Consider the following 16,781-nt stretch of genomic DNA (forward strand, 5'->3'; position numbering starts at 1 on the left):
CATTTTATGATTTACTCCTATTTCAATTCCAAAGGAAGCCCAAAATAGAACTCAAGAACTTTTAGCCTAAAAATATAGTCGTACTTGGTTCTTATCAATTCAGCCTCTGCATTATCCACTCTAGATTGCGCCTGACTGAAATCAAAAGCATTCATAAGCCCTACATCATAGCGCTCTTTAGAATAGTCATACGCCAAACGTCTTGCATCTAACGTTTTTTGAGCTGCCTCATACGCTTTTGCAAAGCTGGTGACATCTACATATGCCTGATTGATATCTGTTTCCAAATTTAATTTATCCTGCTCTAGTTGAAGTTTGGCTTTCTCTACATTTATTTTAGATCGCTTTATATTGTTATTTACGCTAAAGCCATTAAAAATCGGAATGTTTAATTGAGCTCCGTATGAAATACCATCATTGATCCACAATTGATTCGTAAAACTTTCCGCAGGAACTATAGTTCCCGTGGAACTGTCAAATCCACCTTGATCCGAATATCTGGTATTATAATTGAAAAATGCGCTCAAAGTTGGGTAAACAGCACCTTTTGCAATATCAAGGTCTTTTTGCGCTAGATCAATATTAGACTGTGAGAATTTAATATCGTTTCTAAAACTTAAAGCCTCGGCAAAAATTTCTTTTGGAGATTTATTTCGTACTTCAGAAGGTGGAACCTCAATATCTGCATCTAGCACATCAAAGTTCTCATAATCTGTTATCTGTAGTAATTGTGCTAAGTTAATGCGGGAAATCAATACCTGGTTTTCCGTATTTACAATTTGCTGATCCAAAGTTGCCAGGGTAGCTTCAATCTCCAGCAAATCGCCATTGGGAAGGACTCCAGCATCCACAAGCTCCTTAGACCTCTTTAAATCCTGCTCGGACACGGCAAATTGTGCTTTAAAAACCTTTAAAGTTTCCTTGTTGGATAGTATTTGCAAATAAGCATTGGCCACCATTAACCTAATATCATCTTTTAAGTCATCTAGACGATACTGATTGGATATCTCATTTAGTTTTGCTCGATTTAAACGGTGAAGATTACGCAAACCGTCAAATAGTGTCAAAGAAGAAGTAAGTCCTCCGCTCGCACTTAAAATTGTGGTTGTTACAGGTTGATTTGTAGTGGGATCAAAAGAAAGACCCGTACTACCTGTAACACTAGACGAAGCGTTTAAGGCCGGTAACATAGAACCCACGGCGTCAGATTTATCTATTAGCGCATTCTGCAGATCCAACTCATACTGTTCTATAGAAAGGTTATGTTCTACGGCGTAGTCCACGCATTCCTGCAACGTCCAGTTTTTCTGCTGTGCGCTGACCGCTCGAATAGAAAATAAGAGCAGTAATGCTGTTAGTTTAAAATTCATTTTGTGATTTTTTGATTATGATTGATGATTGTTACTCTTCTTTATCGGCCTCTTCCTCTTCGTCTTCTCCTTTTTTAATGGGCTCCGTTTTACTCCAGACCTTTACTTTATCAGACTCTGTTAATCCTGAAACGATTTCAACGTTTACACCGTCCGAAATCCCGATTTCAATATCCTTTCTCTCAAACTCCTGATTACCGGTTTCAACTTCTACAAAGGGTTCATCCGTCTTTTTATCGAATTGCAACAACGCTTCCGGTATAACCAAAACATCATCTTTTTTCTCCAAGACCAATGAAGCGTTCGCACTGTATCCAGCTCTAATAAACACATCGTCCTTAACTTCTACATCACCCTCAATCTTAAACTGTACCGCACCTGTTTCTTCAATTCCTTTTGGAGCAATGAATCGTAATTTGGCATCTAGCTCAGCACCTTCTACAGCACCCAAGCTAATTTTTAAAGGCGTACCTACTTCCAATTTGGCAACTTCACCTTCATCTACCTTACCTTCAAAAATCATCTTACTTAAATCGGCAATTGTAGCTATTGTGGTACCGTCATTAAAATTATTACTCTCAATAACCTGATCACCTTCTTCTACCGGTATTTCTAGAATGGTGCCGTCTACAGTTGCCCTAATATTGGTATTGGCACTTGTAGAACCACCTGCCGAACCTTGACGGATAATCTGATAATCTGCCTTAGCATTATCAAGTTCCTGTTTCGCTTGGTCATACTGCAATTGTAAGGTGTTAAAATCCTGACTAGATATAACACCTTTATCAAAAAGCGATTTATTTCTGTTGTATTCTATCTGAGTATTGTTTAGCGCCAACTCGGCATTCCTTACCCTACCTCTAGACTGATTAAGCGACTGCTCATTAGGAACAACTTTAATTGTTGCTATTAATTCTCCCGACTTCACCTTTTGGCCCTCCTCCATATAAATCTTTTGGATGATACCCGAAATCTGTGGCTTAATTTCAACCTCATCTTCAGGAACCACCTTACCCGTAGCTACCGTTTTCTTTTCAATATTAGATATGAAAGGCGTTTCGGTTTCGTAGGTAACGGCATCTTTGCTATTCGACTTTACAAAAAAAGCTGCGGCCCATAAAGCGCCTAGCACCAAAATACCAATTAAGATATATTTTACGATCTTGTTCATTTTTCAGGTGTATTTGTTGTCTATTGGTTTTGTTGTTTTCTGTTTTGTTACAAAATTCTCTATTATTCTTCTCTAAGGGCATCAATTGGTTTTATACTCACCGCTCTTTGGGCAGGTATAAGCCCTATTAAAGTTCCAAGTACTACCATTATCACCAATGCTCCAATTACATAGGGTATAGGTACAGTAGGATTGGTATACGGAAAATCTATATCTTGAGTAGCACTACTAATTCCTGCCAATGCCAATGCTCCTAGAATAATTCCCATGATACCTGCAATAACAGTCAAGAAGACCGATTCTAATATAATTTGATTACGTACCTCTGCCGGCGTAGCCCCTAAAGCTCTTCGCACCCCAAGTTCTTTGGTCCGTTCTTTCACGGAAATAAGCAAGATGTTACCAATACCTATGACGCCCGCCAATATGGTGGCAATACCAACAATCAACGAAAGAAAGGTTATACCATCTGCAAAGCCCACAATTTTATTAAACTGCTCCCCTAGGTTGAAAGACCCAAAAGCACGATCATCATCTGGATGCACATGATGCAGGTTCTTTAAAAGATTTTTAATATTCTCTTCTACTTTAAGTACATCTACATTATCATAGGCCGCAATTGAAAACCAACCCACATTATCACCCGTATTATAAAGTTTTTTAAAAGTCGAAAACGGAATAAAAATATCTCCATCTCCACCAAAACCACCACTGGGATCGTACTTATGAACCCCTACAACCTGAAAATAAACATCATCAATCTTAAAATAACCTCCAATTGGATTTTCATTTTTATCAAAAAGCTCCTTCTGTGTCCGCTCGCCTATTACAGCTACCTTTCTTGCCTGATTGATATCTTCATCGTTAATAAACCTGCCACCCTCATATATTTTCTTAGGTGCAATTTTGGTAAACGCAGGAAAATCCCCGAATAGCGAATAACTACCTGTTTTATTATTACGGCCAATATTTGCCGGTGGAGAGCCAAAAAAACCACGTACGTTTCTAGGAGCTATATACTCTACTTCCGGAATGCGATTCTGAATCATTACCGCATCATCTAGCTTTAACTGCATCTGCCTACCGGTCTTGTATCCTTCATTGGGCATACTCGTACTTTGCCCCCATACGAACATACTATTCCGAGCAATACTCTCAAACATACTTTCAAAACCATTGTCCATACCCTTGGCCGCACCGGAAAGGGCTATATAAATGAAAATACCCCATAGTACCCCTACTACGGTAATTACAGTCCGAATCTTGTTCTTACTGATCGAACCGAAAATCTCTTGCCATGTATTTCTATCGAATATAAAATTCATATTATTCGTCTCTTAAGGCTACAATGGGTTTTATACGGGCAGCGCGTCTTGCCGGAACATAGCCTGCAATTGCTCCGAAAATTATAAGAACAATAGTTGCTGAAATTGCTATACTGATATCTATGTATGGATTGGTTATAAAAAAGTCTTTCAGCTTGTCTCCCAAAGAACTTAAAATAACAATACCAATAAGCATTCCCACAAAACCAGAAACCGTAGTAATAAAAACCGATTCCAATAAAATTGTTCCTATAACAGCTTTTGGCGTTGCCCCAAGTGCCTTTCGTATACCCAACTCTTTAGTCCTTTCTTTTACCACAAACACCATTATATTACTGATCCCTATAATACCGGCTATGATGGTTCCAAAAGCCACAAACCCTACTATAATTTGTAATACACGTGCAAACTGTTGGTTTTGCTTTAACTGATCAGCTATATTTCTTATAAAAATGCCGTTCTGGTCTTTAGGATTGATATATTTTTTAGAGCGTATAAATTTGTCCAAACTCTTATCAAAAGCCATAGCACCGGCGTACCCGATCTCTGGTTTAAAACCAACCACAATTTGATTGATTTTATCTGTATTTTTTTCGATTAATTGACGTGTAGTGTAGGGTATAAAAATAATACGTTCCTCATTATCCCCACCATCATCTTGAAATACACCTATCACTTTAAAAGAGCTTCCGCCTACATCTATATACTTTCCTATTGCATTCTTGGCTCCAAAAAGATCTTCTTCTACTAAACGACCTATGACCGCATATTTGGTCTTATTCTTAATGTCCTGCTCATTCAAATAACGACCTTTCATCATAATGGTCATTTCATTGAACTGATGCGCCGGTCCAACGGCTTGAGTTGTATAACTGTTAGACTCGTTCATATAACTGACTGTGTCTTGACGGGTAATTCTTGGCGTAATATACTCTAAGAACAATGGAAAGTTCTTCTCAATATCTGCCAAATCACTATTATCAAACTCAATTACCCTATTGGATTTGTAGCCTTTATATGGCATAGTTGTCCTACCCGGGAACACAAAAAGAACATTGGTTGCATCATCTCCAAAAAAATCGTCAAATGTATTGATAAGACCGTTCCCAAAACCAAAGAGGACTACAAAAATGAGAATACCTAAAGCAACCGTAAACCCCGACAAAAAGGTACGTAGCTTATTCTTCTGAATAGTCTCAAAGATCTCTTTCCAGTTGTCTCTATTTAACATACTGAGCGGCCCTAACCTGTTCTACTTTTTTATCCTCTACAATTACGCCATCCTTTAAATGCACTATACGTTTGCACATATGCGCAATATCTTCTTCATGAGTTACTACAAGAATTGTATTTCCCTCGTCATTAATTTTTTGAATTAGGTCCATAACCTCATACGATGTTTTGCTATCCAAAGCTCCTGTTGGCTCATCGGCCATTAAAACTTTTGGCTCGGCGGCCAGGGCTCGTGCAATTGCAACTCTTTGTTTTTGCCCTCCTGAAAGTTCATTGGGTAAGTGCGTAGCCCATTCCTTTAGCCCTACTTGTTCCAAGTATTTTAATGCTTTTTCTTCTCTTTCCTTTCTTGCTACTTTTTGATAATACAGGGGCAAGGCCACATTCTCCATGGCACTCTTGTAATTGATAAGATTAAAAGACTGAAATATAAAACCTAAAAATCTATTGCGGTACTTGGCCGCTTTTGTTTCGTTCAGGTTTTTTATGGGAACACCGTCTAAATCATACGTACCGGAATCTGCTTCATCTAACATTCCCAGAATATTCAAAAGCGTAGATTTTCCCGAACCGGATGAACCCATAATAGCTACTAGTTCTCCTTCTGCAATACTGAAATTCAATCCTTTTAAAACGTGTAATGAGTTGCTACCCATTTTATAGGATTTGTGAAGGTCTTTAATTTCGATCATGGTGGTGTAGTATTGTTAATTGTATTCGGAATTTTCAAAACAATATGGCAATAGGACTTGTAAGTTGCTGAATTGTTACAAGATGGACTCCAAATTTTCTGTTAAATAATAAATTATCCTTTTTCTTCCTCTTTTTCTATAGCATTCCAGACCTTAATCTTATCCTCTTCCGTAAGACCCGATTTCACTTCCACAAAAATCCCATCGCTAATACCTAGCTCAATATCCTTGCGTTCAAACTTTTGATCTCCGTTTGCTATTTCCACAAAAGGAGATTTCGTTTCATCATCAAATTGGACCAAAGCTTCCTTTATAGCCAAAACGCTATCTGCCCTACCTAAAATTACCGATGCATTTGCACTTAAACCTGCGCGAATAAATACCGAATCCTGCTTTTTCATGGTGCCTTTTATTTCAAATTGAATGGCCCCATTTTCTTCTTTTCCTTTTGGAGCTATGTAATCCAAGATCGCATCAAAAGTCTTTCCTTCCAAAGCACCGACGGTAATTTCCAATGGCAGGTCCTCCTTTATTTTTCCAACCTCACTCTCATCTACTTTTCCCTCAAAAATCATTTTATCCACATCTGCAATTGCCGCAATAGTAGTTCCTTCGTTAAAATTATTGCTCTCAATAACCTGGTTTCCTACTTCCACCGGAACCTCCAGGACCATACCACTAACAGTAGCTCTAATCTGGGTGTTTGCAGCATTCCCATAGCCCTTGGTGGTTCCGGTCTTTACAATATCATATCGTTTATTGGCTGCGGCATAAGATTGCTTGGCCTGATCATAAGTCACCTCGGCACGCTCCAAATCCACCTTAGAAATGACCCCTTTTGCGAACAGTCCTTTTTGACGTTCCAGATTACGAAGTTGGTCATCTAAACCTATTTTAGCTTCATCAATATTGTTTCTGGCATCGTTTAGCGCATTTAAATTAGGCACCACTTTTATTCTGCAAAGCAAATCACCCGACTTTACATAATCGCCACCCTCAACAAAAACCTCTTCTATAACACCCGAAATATTGGGCTTAATAAGCACTTCTTCCAACGGCAATATACTTCCTGTTGCCACGGTTTTCTTTACAATGGTCTTTTTAGATGCTTGCTCCGTCTCGTAAACGACCGGGTCTTCGGCATTCTTCTGATATAGGTAATACATGGATCCGCCAAAGGCTACAACTATGAGCAAAAGAACGATTCTGGTTACTGACTTTTTCATTTTTATGATTGATTGATGTTATTCTATTTACCTCTATTAAAATCTAAAATTCAACTTACTATTATTCGGTTCTGAGTGCATCTATAGGCCTTACTTTTATAGCACTTTGAGCGGGAATAAAACCTGCCAAAAGACCTGAAAAAATAAGAATTACCAAGGCCCCTACTACCACTCCTAAACTAACACTAGGATTTACGAACATATCTACCGGACCGTTCATATCCAAAAGAGCATTTACACCATAGATAAAAATTGCCCCTAAAGTAATACCGGCCATTCCTGAGATTATGGTCAAGAAAATAGACTCCATTAAAATTTGAAGTTTTATAGACCATGGGTCCTCGCCCAAAGCCCTACGTATCCCTATTTCTTTGGTACGCTCTTTCACTACAATAAGCATTATATTGCTTACGCCGATTATCCCAGAGAGCAACACCAATATTCCAACAAAATATGCTATAAAACGCAACGCCCCGAATAGGCTTTGCACGCGTTGAAATTGCTCGTACAAATCAAAATGCCCCACGGCACGTTGGTCGTCCGGATGTACCTTATGGTTTTCCTTTACCACTCCCATAATTTTATCCTTTAGACTTGTAATGGACGTACCGTCATTGGCAGTAATTGCCATCCACCCCACATCATTACCGCGGTTGAAAGCTTGAGAAAAGGTGGTAAACGGAACAAAAATCTGCTTCTGGCCTTCCTCGCCATCGCCATCATTACTTTTCTTTTTATATGTGCCGACGACCATAAAATTAACACCCTGTATTTTTATAAACGAGCCTAGCACTTCTTCGTCCTTATCATAAAGACCGGCCCTAACACCATCTCCAATAATAGCTATTTTGCGTTTTTCCTTGATGTCATTGTAATTTAAGAACCTCCCTGAGGTCATAGTCATTGGATCTTGCTTACTAATTTCAGGATAATCGCCATATACATCATATGCTCCCGTTTTAATGCCGCGCACTACATTATTCGCACCGTTAAAACCTCCTAGTCTATTTCTAGGGGAAATAAATTTTAATTCGGGCACATTATCTTTTATTGCCTGTACATCTTCTACCTTAAAAAGAAAACCTCTGCCTTTAGGGAGTCCTTTATAAGACTTGGTGGTACTTCTAGACCACATAAACATAGTGTTGGTAGAGATATCTCCAAAATCTTGCATAATGCCGTTTTCCAATCCCTTTCCTGCAGAAAGCAATAGAATTAAAATGAAGATTCCCCAGAACACACCAAATGCGGTCAATACGGTCCTGAACCAATTGCTGGTCAACACTTCTAAAATTTCTTTCCAACGGTCTCTATTGAACATAGCTCTATAATCAGGTTAGTTCACTTTATTTTTATTCGTCTCGTAATGCATCAATGGTATGAATATTTGCTGCCCGCCATGCCGGGAAAAATCCGGCAACTGCACCTGCAAGAACCAAAACAAAGACCGTTGAAATGGCCACGGTAAAGTTTACGGATGGGTTCATGACATAATCCACCTCTATATGAGGCCCCACAAACTCAAGCAGTCCCATACTAAAAATAAGTCCCGCAAAACCTGAAATAGATGTAATAAAAATGGACTCATGTAAAATCATGCCCACTATAGACCACGGTTTTGCCCCGAGTGCTTTTCGTATCCCTATTTCTTTGGTACGCTCCCGCACTACGATCAACATAATGTTACTTACCCCCACTACCCCGGCTATAATCGTACAGATTCCAACAAACCAAAAGAACAGTGCAATGTTATCCGTAAGACTATAATACCGCTTAGCTTCCTCCATAGCACTCCATACAAAAATAGCATTGGTATCATCTGGAGCTACGGTATGAGTTTTCTGCAAATAGGATTGTAAACTATTTTTGAATTGGATCGATTTTGCCACTACCTCTTCAAAATTGTCGGAAGGTGGTAATGTATAGGCCAGGTTATTCACCCGAGTACCACCATTAAAAGCACTTTGAGCTGTGGTAACCGGTATAAAGATTCGCTCTTCCTCACGGTCTTCTGTTTCATTAAAAACCCCGATTATCTTAAAAGGAAGACCTGATATTTTAATAAATTCTCCTACCGGATTCTCCACCTCCGTAAAAACATCTTCCGCTACTTTCTTTCCTATTACCGCTACTTTGGCGGTAGCAACTTCGTCTTGGTGATTTAAGAATCTCCCAGCAGACATTCTTTCATTCTCTATTAACTGAAACTGTGGAGAAACTCCCTGAACTTGGTAAACAAGTGCTTCATTACCGTAGGTTACCGAAACATTACGAACAAAAATTCTTGGAGATTTAAATTGAATGTCATCCTCTAGCAGTTTAGCCGAGAACTCATAGTTGGCGTTTGTTAATTGAATATTTCTTCCAGGATTAAGGCCTTTGTATTTTTTAGTGGTCGTACCGGGCCACACCCAAACACTGGTAGCGGCATCTTGCTCAAACTCATGAGCAATGCCGTTGCGAAAGCCTTCGCCAAAACCTAATAATATAACGAGGATGAATATACCGGAAGCTACGGATAACCCAGTAAGAAATGTGCGCAATTTATTCTTGCGGATAGTATCAAAGATTTCCTGCCACCTTTCGATGTCGAACATGTAGTTGATTTTGATTGATTGATGAATACGATGGGGGATATCGTACAACTACAAGACTAGCAACAAAAGGATTTGTTACAGTAAAAAACAAAAAGAAATGTTAAACTTCCTCCGGAGACCTATTTTTCATCTTCTTGTAGACAAAATAAAAGAGCCCACCAACCAAGATATAGGGTAACGCCATGAGGTAAACAATACCATTATTAATTCCTTCAGCAGCCTTTATATCTCCACTACTCTCCAAAGCAGCGCGACACATTGCGCATTGTGCCTCCATTGTTTCCGGTAACATGAGGCCGATGAATATCAATACTATAAATATATTTTTTTTCATTCCACTTTCTTAAGAGACTGAACGTACTTTAATTTTTCTAGCTTACATAATATGGTGAAATCATAAGATACACCACAACCCCGGTAATAGCTACATATAACCAAATAGGAAAGGTAATCTTTGCCCATTTTCTATGACTTTCAAACTTTTCAAGATATGCAAATGCATACGTCTTAAGCACCAACGGAATAATTGCTATAGATAGAACTATATGAGTTATTAGAATAAAAAAATATACCGTTCGCATTGTACCTTCTCCACCATAGGTAGTGGATTCAGACGTCATGTGATACGCTATATACATTACCAAAAACAGCAGGGACAACCCAATACAGCTTGTCATAATATTTTGATGCAATTTCTTATTACCATTTTTTATGGCCCATACGGCAACAAGTAACAAAACCGCTGTAAGTCCGTTTATAGAAGCATAAATTGGAGGCAGAAAGCCAAGTCTTTCTACATTGGGTATTTTTACACCAAATAATATCGCTACCACTACTGGTACGACAATAGAAACTATGGTTATAAGCTTATTAAATCGCTTTTCTTTTGCTATTATATCCTCCATCTATTCTGCCAATAAACGTTTAATATCTTCTTTTAAGATTGAAATTTGCTCCTTTTCTCCGTGGTCATTTTCGCCCTGCTTCTCGGTAATAGCTCCTCTATAATAGATAATAGGATTTCCAAACTGGTCAGTTCTTGATCGCAAATACCCTTCTTTATCCACTAGGGCAAACAATCCTGAATGCTCAAAACCACCTGGCGCATCCGGCATTTCCGAAGCAAAAATATTGAAACCATTATTAGCCAAATCAAAAACCTGTTCTTTATCTCCTGTTAGCAAATGCCAATCCAAATCGGTTATATCATTCTTTTCGGCATAAGCCTTCAATACCGCAGGAGTGTCATAATCCGGTGTTATGGAAAATGAAGCTATTCCAAATTGGTCATTATTTTTAAATTGGTTCTGTATATCTACTAGATTCTCTGTCATTATTGGACAAATAGAAGGGCAACTTGTAAAGAAAAACTCTACTACAAACACTTTGCCTTTATAATCCGAATTGGATATTGCCAAACTATCTTGATTAATAAAATCAAAAGAAGGAACACGTTTCTTTTCGCCGTTTAAAGTGATGTAGGACAAGGTACTTTTAGCCTTCTCAACATTCATGCGGTCATTCTCAACTATAGTTCCACTAGAAATACGTTCTACAATTCTAGGAACAAAAATAATTCCAAAAACGAGTATTACCAAAGACACCCAAACGTATGTATACTTCTTCATTTCAGCTGATAAGTCAAAAACTGTTATTATTTCTGCCTGTCGGCACTATTCTTTTTTAGGGCCAAGCGATATTCCGCCAGTATGATTTTCACATCATCCACCATCTTATTGTTCAACTCAGAAACGGATGTGGCGTTAAATCCATATAATGTAGCATCATCTCCGGATTCCGACCTCCCTCTTAGATTTAGGTCCTTATCCATTATAAAAGCGTAAGGCGTGCTTAAATCATCCGCTAACTGCAAATCCGTCTTCAACGAAGCGAAAAAATCCTTCACTTGTTTTTCATCACCAAAAACAAAATTCCACTTTTTCATATCTACCAAGTGCCCCAACTCTTTCTTTAACTCGGCAGCTTGTTCTTCTGTTCCCTTTGGCATCACCATTACGAACTGAAAGTCTTTAAACTTGTAAAAACGCTTGTAGATTTTTTGATTAAGATTGAAGGCATTACCATTTTTATTTTCAGGATTTGACCCCAAAAACCCTACTATGGTAATCTTATCCTTAAAAGTAACGTTGCCGTCCATATGCGCAACATCATCGACCCCTTTGGTCAAGATTGAAAGCTTCCCAAAATTATTGACCCCTGAAGCAAAAAACAAATAGGCTACAATTGGCAAAATAAACAATACAACTAAGACCAAATACTTTTTTACCTGCATAGGAACGGGGTGCTGAACAAAAAAAATTTAAACAACTACAAAAATAAAAAAGACGGTTGTTAAACCGTCTTAGTATGCTGTTAATTTATTAAGATAATACGATTTAGAAGTTCCACTGTATGAACCCATCTTTATAAACATTGTACACATAATCAGCTTCAAAAAGAAGAATGAACAATAGATAGGCCACAAGGAAAATAGGCGTCCATACGATTGCTCTTCTTAAAGAACTCTTTTCATCACGTAAGTGCATAAAATCCCAAGCTATATAATATGCTTTTACCAAAGTAAGTATGATAAATATCCAGTTCAACAACTTCATTCCTATAAAATAAGAATGTGTTAATGCCCTAGGCTTTACGATACCCAAAACCACTTCAATTGCAGTAATAATAGAAAGAAATATAAGTACTCCCCAGATTTTTTGGGTATTCGTCTTGAACTTAAGAAGTCCTCTAAAAATCTCTAATTTCTGTGCGTGTGCCATATTATATTAATCTCAAATGCGTTATATATCGATTTTCGCGAAAAATAAAAGTTATACAAGGTAGAAGAAAGTGAATACAAATACCCACACTAAATCTACAAAGTGCCAATACAGACCAACTTTTTCAACCATCTCATAATGTCCTCTACGCTCGTAAGTACCCAAAATCACATTAAAAAATATGATTATATTGATTACTACACCGGAGAAAACGTGAAAACCGTGAAAACCTGTTATAAAAAAGAAGAAATCTGCGAATAAACGGCTACCATATTCATTACGGATTAGGTTTGCGCCTTCCACTACCAATTTACCATCTTTGATTTTCTTCAAAGACTCTTCTCTATTTAATAATGTTTTATGCCCTTCGTGTTCACCTTCCTGAACTATAGCTTCAGTACGGATAAGAATGCTTGGATTAGCTTTAAAACCTTCTACAACTTCGTTGAAAGAATAGCTAGGCTTATAACCTTCATCAAAGAACCAAACACCATTTTTATTTTCATGCTCAACCCGTTCCGTAGGTATTGTCTTTGCAAAATCTCGAAGAGCGGCGCGCTCACCAGTTTCAGCATTTACAAATTGTAAAATCCTTCCTCCTTTGGTTTCAACCGCACCAAAATCACCTTTTATAAAAGTACCCCATTCCCAGGCCTGAGAACCAACAAATATGGCACCACCAATAATAGTAAGGAACATATACCAGATAACGGCATTTTTCTTCATTTTATGTCCCGCGTCTACAGCCAATACCATAGTCACAGAAGACATAATAAGAATGAAGGTCATAAATGCCACATAAATCATAGGGAAATTCCCATGAAAGAAAGGGACGTGAGTAAAGACCTCATCCGCAATCGGCCATGTCTCTATAAATTTAAATCTTGAAAAGCCATAAGCAGCCAAAAAACCTGAAAAGGTCAAAGCATCAGAAACGATAAAAAACCACATCATCATTTTACCATATGATGCACCTAAGGGGCTATTTCCGCCTCCCCACACGTTTTCTTCTGCCGTACCAGTTGTTACCGTTGAATCCATATATTTTGTAGTATGGTTAGATTTTGCACAAATTTATAGTTTTCTTATGTATCGTGAAAGCACTATACACATGAAAAACCAACTTTATTTAATTTTATTACCCCACGAAGTACATAAATGCCAGTAAATAAACCCATAACAGGTCTAAAAAATGCCAAAAAGTTGAACCAAGTTCTACCCCTAAATATTCCTGAGGAGAGTATTTACCCCTTATTTGATTGTATAGCACCACTAACAACGTAATTATACCCGCTGCAACATGCACAATATGCACCATTGCAATCAAGAAAACGTATGATAATTTTATGTTGCTCGTTGGCCCCGTAAAATAGTAGCCCGTAGCTATCATTTGAGAAAACCCATTAAACTGAAACGCAATAAAAGCTATTCCCAGTCCTAAAGTAGCCAACAACCAATTGGTCCCCATTTTAGAATTCCCCTTTTTAATGGCATTTTTTGCCATTATATACGTAAGGCTACTTACAATAATTATAGCTGCACTTATCAAGAATGAGCTTGGCAAATGCAAATCACTGATCCAATCCTCTCTTGAACTACTTACAATATATGCACTGGTCCAACCTGCAAACCCCATAAGAAGGCTTACTATTCCAAACCAGAGCATCATCTTTTTAGCCCTAGCATTCTTCTCTTTCCCCGTTCCTCTTGTTAAATCCATCTTCTTTAAATAAACTTATCTATTACATAAACCACTTGCATTAGCGTAATATAACTAACACTGGCCAACATTAACTTGCGAGCGGTAACATTATCTCTTCTCTCGTATAATAGGAATGCAAAAACCAACATAACCATACCCATTAAAAATATAATTACAGCTGCCGGAACGGAAAGTTCCAATCTACCTGTAAAACCAAATGCGGGAACTATTGATATAACCAGCATCCAAATGGTATACATTATAATCTGCAGAGCGGTACCCTTATCTTTTTTACCGGTAGGCAACATTTTAAACCCTCCCCTTTTATAATCATCATCCAACATCCAGCCTAAAGCCCAAAAATGAGGAAATTGCCAAAAAAACTGTATCATAAACAAAGTACCCGGCTCTATTCCAAATTCATTGGCGGCAGCCACCCACCCCAACATAAAAGGAATAGCCCCCGGAAAGGCACCAACAAAAACAGCTAACGGCGTCTTTGTTTTTAGCGGTGTATAACAACTTGTATAGAGAAATATGGAGATTGCCCCGAACATAGCTGTCTTAGGGTTCAAAATATATAGGGAAACAACACCTAAAACGGTGAGCAAAACTGCTATGAACAATGCTTTATTCACAGACATCCTACCGGAAGGAATAGGACGATTTTGAGTACGTTTCATTAACGCATCCAAATCCTTTTCAATAATCTGATTATATGCATTAGAAGCACCAACCATACAATACCCACCAAAGGCCAATAATAAAAGGGAAACAACATCAATTTGATAGGCTCCCAGTAAATACCCGGCCAAAGAAGAAAAAACCACACTTATAGCCAGTCTAGCTTTTGTAATTTCTTTAAAATCGGCCATTGCCAACGCCAAAGTAGGAGCTGTTGCCGTATCCACCGCTGTCTTCATTCATCTTTTTTCGAACCGCAAAGATAGCTTTCAACCTCTATTTCTGCAACCAATTGTGCATCTTTCTATTATATACCCAATAGACCTAACAAACACTGTAATTACCCCAAAACAAAACAGCATAAAAAAACCTGTCTACAAGTAGACAGGTTTTATATATAATGTTTGAGTAGTTTACTGCAACTTAAAAGTAATAGGAATACTAAATGGAACCCTTACAGCCCTACCCCGTTGCTTACCTGGCGTCATTTTAGGAAGCTTGCTAATAATACGTGCAGCTTCTTTTTCTAAGTTTTTGTCCGGTCCACGCATTCTTACGTTACCGATGCTACCATCTTTTTGAATAGTAAACATTACACTAACTCTACCTTGAACACCCATTTCTTGAGCAATTTCCGGGTATCGGAAGTTTTTACCAATATGCTTCTGCATCATTTTCTGAAAACAAGCCCTTTTATCAGACTCACTTTCACAACCTGGAAAAATAGGCACATCTTCAATAACTGCGAAAGGTACGTCTACATCCTCTACCTCTTCTTCTACAATTACATCTTCTACTTCAATGATTTCTTCTTCCTGACTGGTCTCTGTAGATTCGATTACAGTTTCTTCAACTTCTTCTTCATCTTCAACAACCTCAATAATTTCCGGAGCCGCTGGTGGCGGTGGTGGCGGTGGCGTCTTAATTTGCTCTGTCATTGGAACCTCTTCATCCAAATCTTCATCAACGTTCATAGAAATGTCATAATCATTGGTCTTATCATACGTTTTCCACTCTAAAGCGGTATACACCAATGCCATTGTAAGTGCCAGTCCAACAACAAAATAGAGTCCGCTGTTACGACCTATATCTGCTTTCGGGTTCTTTTTCGGTTCCATAATTTTGTATTTTAATGTTTGCTAATTTAATTAAATAATCCTTTAACAAGCAACTAATTTTTCCATTTTAACCACCTTTCGCTTGAAAAAAGGGATTTAACGGCTAACGAGCCAAAGATTGCACCCACACTATTTGCCAAAGCATCTAGAATATCGCCATGGCGATCCGCCGTAAAACTATATTGTAATACCTCAATAATTATACCATAAATAACTGCTCCGATCATGGCTAAAAAAACAGCCTTACGCAACTCCATAGTTCCATTGGATATTTCCTTAATAAACAATACGGCTAAAAAAGCAGCACCAAAATAAAAAGAAAAATGCACCACCTTGTCAAGGTTTGGAATATCTATATCTGCGGCATCTGTATCAGAGAAAGAGGCTAGACTAGTAAACGTAACGAATACCATCCAACCTATAAAAGCAATCGTATACTTACGGTTTTTAAGCACCAATAAGCGATTTATAGTCATCCGCAGACAAAAGATCGTCTACCTGAGAAGCATCACTGATTTTTATCTTTACCATCCAGCCCTTACCGTAGGGGTCTGAATTTACATTTTCAGGCGTATCTTCCAATTCTTCGTTGAACTCAATAATCTCTCCACTCAAAGGTTGAAATAAATCAGATACGGTTTTTACAGCTTCAACCGTACCAAAAACTTCTTCTCTATCCAAAGTTTCATCTACGGTCTCTACTTCAACATAAACAATATCTCCCAATTCACTCTGGGCAAAATCGGTAATGCCTACTGTAGCTATATCACCATCTATTTTAATCCACTCATGGTCTTTCGTATACTTTAATTCTGCAGGTATATTCATGGTCTTATTTTTATTGAAACAAATGTATTGTTTTCTGAAAGAGTATTCAAAAAAA

19 protein-coding genes are annotated in these 16,781 nt (G+C 38.0%); all 19 read right to left on the reverse strand.

Annotated elements, in window-relative coordinates:
- Positions 1–17: 17 nt before the first annotated feature.
- Positions 18–1,370 (reverse strand): TolC family protein, encoded by a 1,353-nt coding sequence (locus tag P0077_RS04895; protein WP_276168021.1) that lies wholly within the window; start codon positions 1,368–1,370, stop codon positions 18–20.
- Positions 1,371–1,401: 31 nt separating this feature from the next.
- Positions 1,402–2,541: an efflux RND transporter periplasmic adaptor subunit gene (locus P0077_RS04900; protein ID WP_276168022.1), complete on the reverse strand. Its 1,140-nt coding sequence runs from the start codon at positions 2,539–2,541 to the stop codon at positions 1,402–1,404.
- 62 nt (positions 2,542–2,603) lie between these two features.
- Complete coding sequence (locus P0077_RS04905; protein WP_194524737.1) at positions 2,604–3,866, reverse strand: ABC transporter permease; 1,263 nt, start codon at positions 3,864–3,866, stop codon at positions 2,604–2,606.
- Between the two features lies 1 nt (position 3,867).
- Entirely contained in the window at positions 3,868–5,097 is a 1,230-nt protein-coding gene (locus P0077_RS04910; protein WP_194524738.1) for an ABC transporter permease, read from the reverse strand.
- The gene (locus P0077_RS04915; protein WP_194524739.1) at positions 5,087–5,791 is read right to left on the reverse strand and encodes an ABC transporter ATP-binding protein; all 705 of its coding nucleotides are present in this window, start codon (positions 5,789–5,791) and stop codon (positions 5,087–5,089) included. The genes P0077_RS04910 and P0077_RS04915 overlap by 11 nt, the downstream gene beginning before the upstream one ends.
- A 113-nt stretch (positions 5,792–5,904) precedes the next feature.
- Positions 5,905–7,017, reverse strand: a complete 1,113-nt coding sequence (locus P0077_RS04920; protein WP_276168023.1) for an efflux RND transporter periplasmic adaptor subunit — start codon at positions 7,015–7,017, stop codon at positions 5,905–5,907.
- Between the two features lie 61 nt (positions 7,018–7,078).
- Positions 7,079–8,338, reverse strand: coding sequence for an ABC transporter permease (locus tag P0077_RS04925; protein ID WP_276168024.1), 1,260 nt, complete (start codon positions 8,336–8,338; stop codon positions 7,079–7,081).
- Positions 8,339–8,369: 31 nt separating this feature from the next.
- Positions 8,370–9,614, reverse strand: a complete 1,245-nt coding sequence (locus P0077_RS04930) for an ABC transporter permease (RefSeq protein WP_276168025.1) — start codon at positions 9,612–9,614, stop codon at positions 8,370–8,372.
- Positions 9,615–9,714: 100 nt separating this feature from the next.
- Entirely contained in the window at positions 9,715–9,906 is a 192-nt protein-coding gene (locus P0077_RS04935) for a hypothetical protein (RefSeq protein ID WP_317172027.1), read from the reverse strand.
- Between the two features lie 79 nt (positions 9,907–9,985).
- Positions 9,986–10,519: a DUF420 domain-containing protein gene (locus P0077_RS04940; protein ID WP_276168027.1), complete on the reverse strand. Its 534-nt coding sequence runs from the start codon at positions 10,517–10,519 to the stop codon at positions 9,986–9,988.
- A complete protein-coding gene (locus P0077_RS04945; protein WP_276168028.1) occupies positions 10,520–11,242 on the reverse strand; it encodes an SCO family protein in 723 nt (240 codons plus the stop codon).
- A gap of 26 nt (positions 11,243–11,268) precedes the next feature.
- Positions 11,269–11,907 carry a hypothetical protein gene (locus tag P0077_RS04950; protein ID WP_276168029.1) on the reverse strand — a complete coding sequence of 213 codons (639 nt, stop codon included), beginning with the start codon at positions 11,905–11,907 and terminating at the stop codon, positions 11,269–11,271.
- 103 nt (positions 11,908–12,010) lie between these two features.
- On the reverse strand, positions 12,011–12,394 hold the full coding sequence (locus tag P0077_RS04955; RefSeq protein ID WP_276168031.1) for a cytochrome C oxidase subunit IV family protein: 384 nt from the start codon (positions 12,392–12,394) through the stop codon (positions 12,011–12,013).
- Between the two features lie 51 nt (positions 12,395–12,445).
- The gene (locus P0077_RS04960) at positions 12,446–13,435 is read right to left on the reverse strand and encodes a cytochrome c oxidase subunit 3 (protein ID WP_276168033.1); all 990 of its coding nucleotides are present in this window, start codon (positions 13,433–13,435) and stop codon (positions 12,446–12,448) included.
- Between the two features lie 97 nt (positions 13,436–13,532).
- Entirely contained in the window at positions 13,533–14,114 is a 582-nt protein-coding gene (locus P0077_RS04965; protein ID WP_276168034.1) for a cytochrome c oxidase subunit 3, read from the reverse strand.
- Between the two features lie 5 nt (positions 14,115–14,119).
- A complete protein-coding gene (gene cyoE, locus P0077_RS04970; RefSeq protein WP_276168035.1) occupies positions 14,120–15,019 on the reverse strand; it encodes a heme o synthase in 900 nt (299 codons plus the stop codon).
- Positions 15,020–15,193: 174 nt separating this feature from the next.
- Complete coding sequence (locus tag P0077_RS04975; RefSeq protein WP_276168036.1) at positions 15,194–15,898, reverse strand: energy transducer TonB; 705 nt, start codon at positions 15,896–15,898, stop codon at positions 15,194–15,196.
- A gap of 53 nt (positions 15,899–15,951) precedes the next feature.
- Positions 15,952–16,353, reverse strand: coding sequence for a VanZ family protein (locus P0077_RS04980; protein WP_276168037.1), 402 nt, complete (start codon positions 16,351–16,353; stop codon positions 15,952–15,954).
- On the reverse strand, positions 16,346–16,726 hold the full coding sequence (gcvH, locus tag P0077_RS04985; RefSeq protein ID WP_276168038.1) for a glycine cleavage system protein GcvH: 381 nt from the start codon (positions 16,724–16,726) through the stop codon (positions 16,346–16,348). Before gcvH ends, P0077_RS04980 begins: the two co-directional genes overlap by 8 nt.
- Between the last annotated feature and the right edge of the window lie 55 nt (positions 16,727–16,781).

Origin of the sequence: Zobellia alginiliquefaciens (assembly GCF_029323795.1) — a bacterium.
Lineage (GTDB): Bacteria > Bacteroidota > Bacteroidia > Flavobacteriales > Flavobacteriaceae > Zobellia > Zobellia alginiliquefaciens.

What these genes read in the sequence shown, in the direction of transcription:
- P0077_RS04895 (WP_276168021.1), bottom strand. Translation starts at nt 1,370, where the DNA reads ATGAATTTTAAACTAACAGCATTACTGCTCTTATTTTCTATTCGAGCG.
- cyoE (WP_276168035.1), bottom strand. Translation starts at nt 15,019, where the DNA reads ATGAAGACAGCGGTGGATACGGCAACAGCTCCTACTTTGGCGTTGGCA.
- P0077_RS04920 (WP_276168023.1), bottom strand. Translation starts at nt 7,017, where the DNA reads ATGAAAAAGTCAGTAACCAGAATCGTTCTTTTGCTCATAGTTGTAGCC.
- P0077_RS04965 (WP_276168034.1), bottom strand. Translation starts at nt 14,114, where the DNA reads ATGGATTTAACAAGAGGAACGGGGAAAGAGAAGAATGCTAGGGCTAAA.
- P0077_RS04930 (WP_276168025.1), bottom strand. Translation starts at nt 9,614, where the DNA reads ATGTTCGACATCGAAAGGTGGCAGGAAATCTTTGATACTATCCGCAAG.
- P0077_RS04925 (WP_276168024.1), bottom strand. Translation starts at nt 8,338, where the DNA reads ATGTTCAATAGAGACCGTTGGAAAGAAATTTTAGAAGTGTTGACCAGC.
- P0077_RS04940 (WP_276168027.1), bottom strand. Translation starts at nt 10,519, where the DNA reads ATGGAGGATATAATAGCAAAAGAAAAGCGATTTAATAAGCTTATAACC.
- P0077_RS04935 (WP_317172027.1), bottom strand. Translation starts at nt 9,906, where the DNA reads ATGTTACCGGAAACAATGGAGGCACAATGCGCAATGTGTCGCGCTGCT.
- P0077_RS04950 (WP_276168029.1), bottom strand. Translation starts at nt 11,907, where the DNA reads ATGCAGGTAAAAAAGTATTTGGTCTTAGTTGTATTGTTTATTTTGCCA.
- P0077_RS04905 (WP_194524737.1), bottom strand. Translation starts at nt 3,866, where the DNA reads ATGAATTTTATATTCGATAGAAATACATGGCAAGAGATTTTCGGTTCG.
- P0077_RS04915 (WP_194524739.1), bottom strand. Translation starts at nt 5,791, where the DNA reads ATGATCGAAATTAAAGACCTTCACAAATCCTATAAAATGGGTAGCAAC.
- P0077_RS04955 (WP_276168031.1), bottom strand. Translation starts at nt 12,394, where the DNA reads ATGGCACACGCACAGAAATTAGAGATTTTTAGAGGACTTCTTAAGTTC.
- gcvH (WP_276168038.1), bottom strand. Translation starts at nt 16,726, where the DNA reads ATGAATATACCTGCAGAATTAAAGTATACGAAAGACCATGAGTGGATT.
- P0077_RS04975 (WP_276168036.1), bottom strand. Translation starts at nt 15,898, where the DNA reads ATGGAACCGAAAAAGAACCCGAAAGCAGATATAGGTCGTAACAGCGGA.
- P0077_RS04900 (WP_276168022.1), bottom strand. Translation starts at nt 2,541, where the DNA reads ATGAACAAGATCGTAAAATATATCTTAATTGGTATTTTGGTGCTAGGC.
- P0077_RS04945 (WP_276168028.1), bottom strand. Translation starts at nt 11,242, where the DNA reads ATGAAGAAGTATACATACGTTTGGGTGTCTTTGGTAATACTCGTTTTT.
- P0077_RS04960 (WP_276168033.1), bottom strand. Translation starts at nt 13,435, where the DNA reads ATGGATTCAACGGTAACAACTGGTACGGCAGAAGAAAACGTGTGGGGA.
- P0077_RS04910 (WP_194524738.1), bottom strand. Translation starts at nt 5,097, where the DNA reads ATGTTAAATAGAGACAACTGGAAAGAGATCTTTGAGACTATTCAGAAG.